Raw genomic sequence first — 12425 nt, 5'->3', positions numbered from 1 at the left:
TCGGAAATTCGCTCGGCCACGCGCACCTGGCGTTGCAGGCTTTCCGACATATCGTTCAAGGCAAAGGACAACTGGCCCACTTCATCTTCAGATTTTTGCACCAGCCGACGCGAGAAATCACCCAGGCTGATGTTGGCGGCCAGGGCGGCGGCTTCACGAATCGGACCGACGATTTTCGCCGTGGCGAACCACAGCGCCAGCAATGCCAGCAAGGAGATACCCACGCCGACCGAGACCTGCCAGATGCTGCTCTTGACGCCGCGTGACTGCAGTTCCTGCTCCAGGGCAATGGCCTGGCTCATGACCACCGCCTTGGGCAGATGGATCACGATCGCCCAGGGCTTGCCGGTGCGGCCCAGGTTGATCGGCATCTGCACTTCGATTTCCTGGGAATCCGGGTTGAACCGGCTGTCTCCCTGACCCTTCTGTACATTGCTCAACACGTTCTCCCAAGAGCCGGGCAACAACGCTTTCAATGACTGGCCAATGAGGTCCGGGCGTTTACTGTCGGCCACCACCAACCCTTGATTGCTCAGGATCGACACGGAGCCTTTGCCGCCATACAGGTCGGCGGACATTTGCTCGCTGAGTTTCTGGATAAACGAAATGTCGAAGTCTGCACCGACCACGCCGTAGAACTTGCCATTGGCGGTGATAGGTACCGACAGCGTGGTCAACCACACATTTTTGCCTTGCACCACGTAGGGAAGTGGGTCCAGCACGCTTTCTTTCTGGGTGTCCCGCGGGCCGGAATACCAGCCGCCCTTCAGCACACCATTGGGGTGGCGGGCATCGGAATCGTACTCAACCAGCGGTTGCACGGCGATATGGCCGTCTGAACTGCGTGTCCAGTAAGGCGTGAAGCGGCCCGTCAACGGGTTGTTACCGCCTTCATTGATACGAAAGGCTTGGTCCTGGCCGTCCAGCGCGTCCGGCTCCCAGCATGAATACGTGCCGTTGAAGTCGGGGTTGTCCTTGAGCACGCTGAGCAGCATCGTATTGATCTGCTCGCGGCCCAGGCTCAGCGGGCTCTGGGCACTTTTACTTGCTCCCAGGGTATTGGCCATTGTGCGTGCCGAGTCCAAGGCGTTCTGCAGTTTTGCCTGGATGGCATTGGCACGCGACTCAGCCAGGTTTTGCACTTCGCGGACGGTGGCGCTTTCAATCAGGGTTGAAACTTCCGTGCCTACATAGGCCTGATTGGCGTTCGAGGAGTACAAGCCATATGACACCAAACTCGCACATGAGATAAACAGGCAGAGTCCGGCGGTGAAGCAAATTCGAGTCTGCAATGAGTTGAATTTCATGATATTTCCTGCCCAGGCTAATAGTCGCCAACATCATCGAATGTCGACATTCCGGTACTTTCTTTGCACAAGGCATAGTGTTTTATCATTGGCTGCTTAGGCATATACATGCGGTACAGCGCTGGGTGTTGCTTAGTGCTCTTTGGGCGTCTCTTCATCGAGCCATAAACGGTCGGTGTTTTTAAAACCGTAACGCTGGTGCGGCACCCTCGCGACAATCCGGTCGGGTTGTGCGGGATCACTCAGGTCTATTATTTTCGGCGTTACATGGATATTCAGAACGGGCAGGAAAAACACTTTTATTTTTGGCGTCAATAAAGAATCAGGATGTTGTTCTATGACTACGCCGATACTGCCACTTTTCAATTGAACGATAGAACCGATCGGGTAAATACCCACGGACTTCAAAAACGCACGAAATACCTCGTCATCAAAGTGTCCGTCCCATGTGGACATTTGCTGGATGGCGACGGCGGGGTCCCAGCCCTGGTTGTAGGAACGGTCCGAGGTGATTGCATCGTAGACATCGCATACCGCCGCCATCCGGGCCATCAGGCTTATCTGGTCACCCGCCAATTGATGGGGGTAGCCGGTACCGTCGAACTTTTCGTGGTGATGCAGGCACACATCCACGACCATTTCGCACATCTGCGAGGCCGCCAGCAGGGTTTTCTCCCCCTCCAGTGGATGGGTGCGCACCAACTGCAATTCGTCACTGCTCAACCGGCCAGGCTTGTTGAGGATGGCACCTGGTATGGCCATTTTGCCGATGTCGTGCAGCAACCCGGCCATCCCGACCCGACGAATCAGTGCGGAGGACAGGCCCAATTGATTGCCCAGGGCAATCATCAACGCACACACGGCGACCGAATGCATGTAGGTGTAGTCGTCGATGCTTTTCAGGCGTGCCAGGCTGATAAAGGCGTTGGGATGGCGGGCGATCGAGCTCGAAATGTCGTCCACCAGTGCACTGACGTCTTCAAGCTCCAGGGCCCGGCCCATGCGGGCATGGCCGAACATTTCGACAACGGCGGTCTTGGCGCGGCTACAGATTTCCTGTGCAGCGACCAACTCGTCCTGCATGGAGGTGGGGACGACGGCGATGACCGGAGCAGCTGTTGGGGGCTGGGTGGCTGGCGGAGCGCCGCAGCCCAGGGCGCACGGCCCCTCTGAGGGTGCACCGTCCCGCCAGAAGGGCTTTGCCTCGCCGTCAGGCGCCTGCAGATTGAGTTCATTGCACTTCAACATGGTATGCCCTCTGTTGATGTTCTTCTTATACGTGTCTCATCAGCCTCCCTGGCTTGAGCAGTGTTGTCTTGCCTTTCAGATCGGGCTCGCGGCCTTGATACGCGCGACTACGCGGCCTGCCAGGTCATCCGGGCGAAACTTTGCCAGGAAATCATCGGCCCCGACTTTCTTGACCATGGCCTGGTTGAAACCGCCCGACAGGGAGGTGTGCAGTACGATATGCAACTTGGCCATGCGCGGGTCGCTGCGGATTTCGGCGGTCAGGGTATAACCGTCCATTTCCGGCATTTCGATGTCCGAAATCATCATCAGGAACTCCTCGTGCGGGTTGCGCCCCTCCTCGAGCATGGCCCGAAGGTAATCCAGCGCCTGGCGCCCATCGTTCAAGGCGACCACCTCGACGCCTACCGTCTCCAGACAGCGGGTCACCTGTTTACGCGCCACCATCGAGTCGTCCACGGTCAGCACACGCAGATGCCTGGCCTGTTGGGTGACCGCGTCATCCACCACGCCGACGGATATTTCCTCGGACGAGGGCGAGATTTCCGTCAGCACCTTTTCCACGTCGATGATTTCGACCAGACGATCATCGGCACGGGTAACGGCCGTCAGGTAATTGTTGTCGCCGCTGCCCTTGGGGGGCGGATGAATGTCTTCCCAGTTCAAATTGACGATGTGTTCAACCGCATATACCAGAAAACCCTGAACGCGGTTGTTGTACTCCGTAAGTATAATAAAGGCGCTTTCTTTATCCGTGATCCCGGGCAGCCCCGTTGCCATCGCGAGGTCTAGAATGGGAATGCAAGTGCCGCGTATATTGGCAACGCCACAAATGTTGTTATTAGACTTTGGTAGTAGAGATAACTTGGGGCAGCGGATAACTTCCCGAACTTTAAAGACGTTGATTCCGTACAGCTGTTGGTCGTTGAAGCGGAATAGCAATAATTCCAGCCTGTTCTGACCCACCAGTTGTGTACGGCTGTTAACGGATGCCATTACACCTGCCATACACACCCCTTGATTCTGGTTGGAACAGCGTTGATGTCTTAATGACATTAGCATATGTGGGGGAATGTAAAATATATGTGAAATAAAAATAATCGACGGGTTTATCGTTAAAGCAATATCGGCGCGGATGATTAGCTATTCAGGCGGATGTTTTAAAATAGTTAGTTGGCTAACTTGCTGGATTGGGAGTTGATAATGATTAAGATTGGAAAATAGCAGGGTGGATGTATGACAACAAAAGGCCGAGACGCTGAATGCGACTCGGCCTTTCTTGTTACTGGAATGCGCGCGCGTCTTGGGTGAGTACCAGCACTCGTTCGACCATCAGTTCACCTGGCACGATCAATTGTTAGGTGGCCAGTAGCTTGTGACGGTTGGCACCTTCGAGCTCGAAGGCCAGGTCGGTGGTCATGGCGTTGAGTGAGGCGAGGGTTTCGCTTGCTTGAATCAGCAGGGGCTCGGGGGGGCGGTGCGTAATACATGCTTCACCGCGGGATAGTCGAGCCGGAACAGATGGATCATCGTCGGGTGCTGGAAATTGCTCTACCCTTCCTCGAAAGTCTCTAAGGCATCCAGGCCGACTGGACGCCTCTGGACACCATCAGTGCGCTGTTCCACAAGCCCGAAGGTGAGCTCTGCCCGTGGTTGTTCGAACACTTTAGCGCTGTCTAGCCAAGGTCGGTCACGAATGGAAAATACCGGTATTGAGTACACCGACAAACAACGCTGGTTTGCGCTCACCAAGATAAACACGCTCTCGGCCCTGTCACAGATCGTGCAGATAGGTACCGTCACTCCGCTGCTGTCGCTTTCGCTGGATCAGCATGGGGTCGAGCCGGCAAAGATCGGGGTGATTGTCAGTGCCTCGTGGTTGGCGATCCTGCTGCTCTACAAATGGGTTCCGCGCTTGCTGGCCCATTTGGGGCTCGTCAAGACGAATATCCTCAGCGCAGCGCTGACGATTGCCGCGCTGATCGGTATGACCTTGACTACCCATTTGGTACTGATTTTTTCGCTGAACTTCGTACTCGGTATTGGCTTGATCCTGCGCTGGATTGCCTGCGATACGTGGATCCTCGCGGTCGCCTCGAAAGACGAGCGCGGCCGGGCGATCGGCATACATGAGACCTTGATGGGCCTGGGTATTGCTGTTGGCCCGCTGCTGTTGGTGGTATTCGGCGTCGGGAGTACCGCGCCTTACTACGCCTGTGCCGTGATCGTGTTGTTATCCGGCGCGCTGGCCTTAACCCTCAAGGGCTACGATACGCGACCGCAAACACCGGCGGAAAAACGCCATGGCAAGTTATTCAGCGTCATCCCCACGGCGCTGTGTGGCGCGTTTATCGCAGGCTTTTCGGAAACCTCATCCGTATCATTCCTTGCCGGCTACAGCCTCTCGACCGGTTATCTATTGACCGCCGCCACCCTGCTGATATCGGTGTTCGGCATTGGAGGCACCGTCCTGCAACTGCCGATCGGCTGGATGGCCGACCGCAGTTCCTACAAGGTCGGTCAATTAGTCTGCGGCTTGATACTGTTGCTGGGCACCCTGGCTATTCCGTTCAGCCAGCCGCTCCCTTGGTTGGCGACGATTACCGTGTTCCTCTGGGGCGGCGCCATTGGCGGCATGAACACCCTGGCAGTGATCGAGGCGGGAGACCGAGTGGGCGAACATCAAATGTCCACTGCCATGACGGCGATTGCGATGTTCTACACCTTGGGTAGCGTATTGGGTCCCATTGCCACGGGCGCCACAGTGTCCTATGTCAGCGAGCATGGGCTGATGATCTCGGTGGGGGTAGTCGGTGCGGTTTTTATTGCAATGTTGATGTTGCGCAGAGCTCCTGCATCAGAGTGAATTGCGTCTGTACCTTGTTTAGCGCTGTATCCCGGTTGCGCCTCTGCTGGAGATAAATTCGGAGAACGTCGTCTTCACAAGGGCAGGGGGGCTTTCCCAAGACTGGTGCTGGGCAGCCGGGAATACCATTGGAATACCAAAGCGTCTGGAACTCAAAAAGCGCGAGAAAGCGCAAAGCGGTCATCAAAACTTTGTGTTTGCTGGATTTCAGGCATAAAAAAGACGTCCGTGGATGTCTTTAGAGCCGGGGTAATCTGAATCGGTCTCTTATGCTTTTGATTATTTTCATAAATATTCGTAACGAATGTTAACTGGAATACCAATTGGACTACCTCCCGAGATAGCAATGCCATGGCCCGTAGCTTGCAGTCGAACTGGCCAAAGCGTTTGACCCGCAACCACAATCTGCCACACCCGATAGCCTATCTTGATCGCAATTCAAAAGGACGATATCAATTACCATCCTGAGTGGTAAGCACGCTACCTATATGCCTGAATTGCTCTCGAACCCAAGTTTGAACTGGATCCGACTGCTGATATGCGTGCCACTGCATCATTTCGACAAGGGGAGGGATAGGGACTGGACATTCGAAGATACGAAGCGGCCAGCGTTGGGCTGCCCAACGTGCTAATCGGGTAGGCAATGTGCCAACCCGGTCTGTACCAACAACACACTGAGGTATTTGTGTGAAGGTTGAAACCCAGGTCTCGATGCGTCGGTTCAGGTTATGTTCTCTCAGGAAGTGCTCGTCTAAAGCCTTCACACGTCCCAATCCCCATTGGGCCACCACATGGCCCAAGCCTAGATATTCCTCCAATCTAATAGAGTCACCAAATTTCTTATTTTCATCCCAGATGACGCAAGAAAAAGTGTCAGTGAAGAGTCTCTCCGAGGGATGCTCATCGCTGATCACAGTGTCGGATGTGATCAGAAAATCAACCTCTCCGCTTTCGATTTCCTCTAAAAAACGACCCGAAAATGGACGGATATCGAACGCGATACCTGGTGCACGCTTGTATATATGCGCGAGAACCAGCGGGATGAATATCGACGCAACGTAGTCGGAGCAGGTGACTGAAAGACGGCGATCAACGGTGGCAAGGTCAATGTTGGAGGGCGACGCAGATGTTATAGCCTGCATCCGTAAAAGCAGATCTCGTACAGGGACTTGTAACGATTGAGCAAACGGTGTCAAAACCATCGTTTTCCCAACCTGCGTCAGAATCTCGTCATTGAAATATTCACGAAGACGCGCTAATGCGTTGCTCATTGCAGGGCGGCTTAAAAATAGTCGATCAGCTGCACGCGTAATGCTTTTCTCAGCCAACAACGCGTCAAGGCAGACGATATTGTTCAAATCGAATTTATTCAGGCGCATTTGACGGAGCAGACCTCAGGACAGTTTATTCCCTGAATTTACTTCAACCTGGACGTAACGCAAGAGATCTTCAAAGCGCGCCTGTCAAAAACATGACGGTATAGGCGGTCTGCAGGCAGGGCAGCCAGGGCCAATTCAGCTTGCCTGTAGCGTGCTTTATTGGCCCTGAGCTCCTATAAAGGAAACGAAAACTGAACCCAAAGCCGGTCGCCCTCAGGTCGATTGCGTACATCGAATTCATGTTGCCATTTGACAGCGATCCCTGAATTGGCAGTGAAATTGTATCGAACCTGTGGGCCAATCGCGAAGGCCTTACCACGGTAGCCGTCATCAATCTCTACTGATCCTGATTTGTCATCAGTGATCTGCTGCAAGGCGTAGCCCTGCACGCCAAGCTGTAGGTTCGGTAAAACTGAGTAACCTACAATCCATTCTGCAAAAGCGATGTTACCTGAATGGTAATTTGTATCATGGTTTGGAGAGTTGATTTCGTACCCTACAGTGGCAGAAAGCTCTGTTTTCGGTGTCGGAAACCAAGTCGCATTTAAACTCGGTGCAAATCCATATGTATTTGCTCCAACATTAGCGATGCGCTCATCGGAATATCTGCCAGTTGGAAGAGTAAAATCCAGCGCTAAGAACGAGTAAAAACTTGCATCTATATTTCGGTAACCAAGGTATAAACCGGAAAGGACTATGTCGCCCACGCCACTGGTTGAATCTCTACCAAATGGAAGCTCGACCTTATTGTAGATCAGCGGAACCACTAATCCGGATGCCAACTGAAATGGCCCCGCATCAACATCCCACGTATGCACCACTCGCATGGCGTCAACGACTACGTCTGCACTGAATTTTGGGAGTGCTTCGTTGCCATTCTTATCCGCCAATTTATCAGCGGAGTAGTAGAGGCTATAGTTATAGAACTGTGTCTTCCCAGGCTCCGGCATAATCCCGTTTAGAACCGTGTTAATTCCTATCGGGTATCGCTGCTGGCCATTTTCGGTTGCGGATGCGAAATTTTGACTAAGCATCATGAGCGTACAAGCTACAGGAAAGCAAAACGGTAAAATTGGCTTAACCATAGGAATCACCTTTATTTTTATTTTTGATGTTTGTGTGAGGTTGTATTTGTGTTTACAAGCAATTAAGCGAGCTCAGGGCCGTCTAACACCTGAGGACGGGTGCGTGTCAAGATTGCCGCAGATGGGGCACTTAATTAAATGCTCCATCTAGTGCCGCAGCATTCCACACCTATACAGTGCATTAGGTCATATCAGCGCCAATGAATCATTGGTAAGCCTGCTACGGGTGATTGAAAACTAGGTATGGTCGTGCCCTTCAGACTGCCGACGTAAACGGTTTTTAGATCGGGGCCTCCGAATGTGATACTTGCCATCCAAGGAGAAACGATTCCGCCGCACGCAGCCAAAGTTTCAAAGGAGACAGCTTTTCCCGAGTGAAACTCGCGCTCAAATTTATCGAGCGCAGGCCCTTTACCGTCATCGAAGATAGTCGTTAGTTCACCTTCCGGAGTAATTGCAATTATTCTGTCGGAGAAGCACATTGCTCCCCATAGATTCCCGTGTGAGTCGAAAGCAATACCGTCAATGACACCTTGTCCCAGATTACTCGGGCCAAATACCTCCCGACCCGAAAGCTCTCCGTCAGCTCCAACTTTCAACCGGGAGACGTGATTTGCGGTAGTCTCGGCGACGTAGAGATACTCTTCATTCGCATCAAGGCGAATTTCGTTGGTAAAGGCAAAACCTTCAGCAACGATCCGCAATCCACGGTCATCTATTAACGCAATGTATCCATCTGCGAGATCATTGCGAATCGCGTCGCTCCAAGGGTTAGTACGAGTGGAGATCGTCAGCCAAATCCGATCTTTGGAGTCTCTAAGCACGTAGTTGACTTTTCCAATTGGGCGTCCGTCAATACTGTCATGCAGCAATCGCGAACGCCCATCTCGAGTCATGACCTCCAATGCGTCAGTCCCAAAATTGGCGATTAGAAAATCCCCGTTCCTAGCGAAAGCGAGCCCGTTGGGCAACGTTCCAGTAAGAAGACTAGAACGAGCGTCAGCGGCTAGGTCGAAGTGAGCACTTTGGTGCTGAACGATCAAATGCTGGGCGCCGTCGGGCCCGATGCGCATTACACCTCCCCGAGCGTCCGCACTCCACAGTGTGCCGTCACGCTCGGCGAGAATGCATTCGGGGCGACATAGATCGTGTCCAACGTAACTGATGTCCGATCTGTCGAGTATCCAACCCTGCAGTGGATTCTTGAGCGCGCTCACGTCCTAACTCCGCTCACACCCAGCTCCGCGAAGGTTTCAGCAATCCAGTCGGCAATAAAGTCGCGGACATTCGTCATGTTGTCTGCGCTTACATGTTCAATTCCCCCTTCATCACGGGTGAAAAATTTAAGCTCACGCTTGGGGCTGTTAACCGCTCCATCATATTGCTGATGAGCATATTCGCGGGGAATCTGACGATCAGCATCACCATGAGTGATCAGGAAGGGCACCGTAATCTTATCGATGACTGGGGCCAAGGTAATGCCCTCAGCAAAGGAGATGAATTCGCTGACGTCATTTGTACCCCATACCCACTGGACATGATCCCAGTAATGTGGAACAGGAATGTCACCCTCACGAGCAAGGCGACGTTTCTGCAATTCACCCCAATTGAAGTTCGCGCCCCAAGCGACACATAGCTTGAATCGTTTCTCCATTGCCACCGCACGCGGTGCGTAGTAACCGCCCAGCGACCAGGCGCACATGCCTATGTTGTCGCTGTCCACGTCGTCGCGCTGTTCCAGATAGTCGATCACCGCACCGGCCCAAACTTCGGACTCAATCAGGGCAGTCAAGCTGTTCAAGCGCAAGGCCTCTCCGGTACCCGGTTGATCCACAGAAATGCTTGAAATGCCGCGATCAGCGAGTGCGCTTTGAATACCACTGCCATAGATCATCTCTTTGAAACTATCCAGGCCGTTGGCTAGAACAATACAGGGTGCCTTCGCATTGCCACCCTTTGCCGCCACAAACAGCCCGGCAAGCGTGGTACCGTTGTAGGGAATATCTACCCGCCGGCAGTTGGCCTCGGACAGCTCAGTGTGCTGTACAAAGCATGCCAGCCCCTTTTTGTAGACAGGCTTTCGTGGCTCGAAAGTCGGGTGTGTCACTCGCTCGGCAGTCATGTAATAAACTGCAGCACGCTCCAATTTCGCACCGGCGCTAAGTTTTCGCCCAGCAGCCAGGTCAGCCTCTGCTAGTGAGTACAGGCGATCACCGAGGCTACTCCAGGCGTGGAAGAAAGCCTCGGCGCCACTATCGTCCGAACGTTGGGACGGCTCAACCAATGGACGACAAACGTCGTCTATTTCACCGTAATTTCCACCTGTCGCTAACGCAAGGTTAACGGACAGGTTCCATACATAATTAGTTGGGAAATATTCGATCATTTTCTGTTCCTCACAAATTGACTGCGGCGCGGCCTTTCAGGTTGAGAATCGTCCGTGCTTCGTCGGGTGTTGCCACCTCAAGAGACAGTTCATCAAGGATGCGGCGTACTTTGCGCACCTGGTCTGCATTGCTGACTGCAAGTTCGCCTTTGGCCAAATACACGCTGTCTTCGAGACCTACGCGAACATTACCGCCCATGACTGCTGACACGGCAGCAAGAGGCATCTGATGCCGTCCTGCCCCAAGGACTGAAAATTGATAATTCGCACGTCCGAATAACCTGTCAGCTGTAGTGCGCATCATCGAAAGATTTTCCGGGTCAGGGCCCATGCCCCCGAGTACGCCATAAATTGACTGGATGAAGAGCGGAGGTTTAATGAGACCTTCCTCAACGAAAAACGCGAGACTGTATAGGTGGCCAATGTCGTAGCATTCGAATTCAAACCGGGTGCCGCATTCCTCACCCAACTTCAACATAATGTTTTTTATATCTTTGAACGTATTCCGGAAGATCGTATCTTCGAAAGCCTCTAGATAGGGTTTCTCCCACTCGAAACGATAGTCCGTGATCTTTCGCGCAAGTGGATGAAGCGAGAAGTTCATTGACCCCATGTTCAGGGAACATAATTCCGGCTTGATCTGCAAAGCATAGGCAAGTCGCTCTTCAAGCGACATGTGCACACTTCCACCTGTAGTTATGTTTATCACTGCATCAGTTGCCTGCGCTATGCGAGGCACAAACTGGTCAAAGACTTCGGGGGCTGAGGTGGGCCGGCCATCTCGAGGGTCACGAGCGTGCAGATGCAAGATTGCTGCGCCCGCTTCAGCAGCTTCAATCGCTTGGGCAGCAATGTCGTCAGGAGTTAGAGGTAGATAGCGAGACATACTCGGCACGTGAGCCGAACCGGTGATCGCACACGTAATAATGACCTTGCTCATTGTCGTTATCCAATATTAGTGTTAACTAATTGCGCAGTTAGATGGGTTGCATCAACGTGGTATAGGTACTGTTCATTAACGCACCGGCATCACCGTGAGGCCTTCCTTCCCACTGAGCCATTTCCCATTCACCCAACCGTACACTTACGTCGTAAACGAGCTTTGCTCTGGGCATCCGGCGCTGTTCGAACGAAGTTAATGCCGATCCTAGGCTGCCAGTGTTAGCGGCTAACATCTCAGCGAGTAGGACTGAATCCTCGATGGCCATCCCTGCACCCTCCGCAAGGTGCGGGGTACTCGAGTGAGCAGAATCACCAATTAGGACGACTCGACCCTTGTGCCAAGGTTCTGGGAGCATGACCACTTCCATTGGCCGATAGACCACATCCTTCGCGTCCACAATCTGTTCGCTCAACTGCTTCACAATTCCGCCGTATTCAGAGAGCCTCTCCTTAAGAAGGGTATGCAACTGATCTGTTGGATGCCTTGGATTACCTGGTTCTGGCGTGGCAACGAATAGGTACATGAGCGTTTCTGAAAGTGGCACAAGACCGGCTTTGCTCTTAGCCCCAAAGAAAATCATTCCCCAGTCCAGATCACGAGGACGCTCAAAGTTATGGCGCCACACGCCTTGGCCTGTGAAGTGCGGCTTTACAACATCGCCGAACAGCTGATGGCGCAGCTGCGAAAAGGCACCGTCCGCACCGACGATGAGGTCGTATCGCCCTTCAGTACCGTCACTGAATACGGCATCGATACCATCAGCATCTTCTTTCCAGGAGGAGAGCGTGACACCCAAACGAACCGAGGTTCCTTGCCCCAGGGTGGTCTCAGTCAAAATGTTATGCAGTGCCGGTCGACGGATTCCGTTGATTGGGGGGTAATCGGAACCGAGCACGTTATGCCCACAACCTTCACCTAGTTGATTGCCTTGGGCGTCGCAGAAACGCCATCCCTTAAAGCCACGGCCATCTCGCACGCAAGCATCGCCCAATCCGATATCGCATAGAGCACGCAGAACATTCGAAGGTTGAATTATTCCGACACCGTAAACAGACCAACTTGGATCGCGCTCGATTACATCGGCTTCAATCCCTTTTCGATGAAGTGCGATAGCGGCGGTTAGACCTCCGATGCCACCTCCAATAATCAAGACCTTGCGAATTGCCACTTTAGCCACCTGCAATATTTTGGAATTATTGTTTGCTGAAACT

The 12425-nt window shown here is 53.0% G+C and carries 9 protein-coding genes and 2 pseudogenes; 1 reads left to right on the top strand and 10 read right to left on the bottom strand.

Annotated features, from left to right (window positions below; all coding sequences use genetic code 11):
* Positions 1-44 precede the first annotated feature (44 nt).
* The 4 genes and pseudogenes from V3W40_RS34860 to V3W40_RS34855 form a co-directional block, all read right to left on the bottom strand.
* Positions 45-995 (bottom strand): annotated as a pseudogene (locus tag V3W40_RS34860) (PDC sensor domain-containing protein); the annotation flags it as partial.
* Between the two features lie 444 nt (positions 996-1439).
* Positions 1440-2555, bottom strand: a complete 1116-nt coding sequence (locus V3W40_RS21185; protein ID WP_330215601.1) for an HD-GYP domain-containing protein — start codon at positions 2553-2555, stop codon at positions 1440-1442.
* A 75-nt stretch (positions 2556-2630) separates the two neighbouring features.
* A complete protein-coding gene (locus tag V3W40_RS21180) occupies positions 2631-3563 on the bottom strand; it encodes a chemotaxis protein CheV (protein ID WP_330215600.1) in 933 nt (310 codons plus the stop codon).
* 352 nt (positions 3564-3915) lie between these two features.
* Positions 3916-4041, bottom strand: a pseudogene (locus V3W40_RS34855) (DUF6124 family protein); the annotation flags it as partial.
* A gap of 150 nt (positions 4042-4191) precedes the next feature.
* On the opposite strand from V3W40_RS34855, the gene V3W40_RS21175 reads away from it, so the two are divergent.
* Complete coding sequence (locus tag V3W40_RS21175; protein WP_330215599.1) at positions 4192-5421, top strand: MFS transporter; 1230 nt, start codon at positions 4192-4194, stop codon at positions 5419-5421.
* A 452-nt stretch (positions 5422-5873) separates the two neighbouring features.
* Here the strand turns inward: V3W40_RS21175 and V3W40_RS21170 are convergent, their stop codons facing one another.
* From V3W40_RS21170 to V3W40_RS21145, 6 genes are all read right to left on the bottom strand, one after another.
* The gene (locus V3W40_RS21170) at positions 5874-6800 is read right to left on the bottom strand and encodes a LysR family transcriptional regulator (RefSeq protein WP_330215598.1); all 927 of its coding nucleotides are present in this window, start codon (positions 6798-6800) and stop codon (positions 5874-5876) included.
* Positions 6801-6973: 173 nt separating this feature from the next.
* Positions 6974-7885 carry a SphA family protein gene (locus V3W40_RS21165; protein WP_330215597.1) on the bottom strand — a complete coding sequence of 304 codons (912 nt, stop codon included), beginning with the start codon at positions 7883-7885 and terminating at the stop codon, positions 6974-6976.
* 191 nt (positions 7886-8076) lie between these two features.
* Positions 8077-9102 carry an SMP-30/gluconolactonase/LRE family protein gene (locus V3W40_RS21160; protein ID WP_330215596.1) on the bottom strand — a complete coding sequence of 342 codons (1026 nt, stop codon included), beginning with the start codon at positions 9100-9102 and terminating at the stop codon, positions 8077-8079.
* Positions 9099-10271, bottom strand: a complete 1173-nt coding sequence (locus tag V3W40_RS21155) for an alpha/beta hydrolase family protein (RefSeq protein WP_330215595.1) — start codon at positions 10269-10271, stop codon at positions 9099-9101. Before V3W40_RS21155 ends, V3W40_RS21160 begins: the two co-directional genes overlap by 4 nt.
* A 10-nt stretch (positions 10272-10281) precedes the next feature.
* A complete protein-coding gene (locus tag V3W40_RS21150; protein WP_330215594.1) occupies positions 10282-11211 on the bottom strand; it encodes a 3-keto-5-aminohexanoate cleavage protein in 930 nt (309 codons plus the stop codon).
* A 37-nt stretch (positions 11212-11248) separates the two neighbouring features.
* Positions 11249-12382 carry an FAD-dependent oxidoreductase gene (locus tag V3W40_RS21145; RefSeq protein WP_330215593.1) on the bottom strand — a complete coding sequence of 378 codons (1134 nt, stop codon included), beginning with the start codon at positions 12380-12382 and terminating at the stop codon, positions 11249-11251.
* Positions 12383-12425 lie beyond the last annotated feature (43 nt).

The organism is Pseudomonas sp. AM8 (genome assembly GCF_036346475.1).
GTDB lineage: Bacteria > Pseudomonadota > Gammaproteobacteria > Pseudomonadales > Pseudomonadaceae > Aquipseudomonas > Aquipseudomonas marginalis.
Note: the sequence above shows the minus strand (reverse complement) of the source record. Positions and strands in the feature narration are given on the sequence as shown.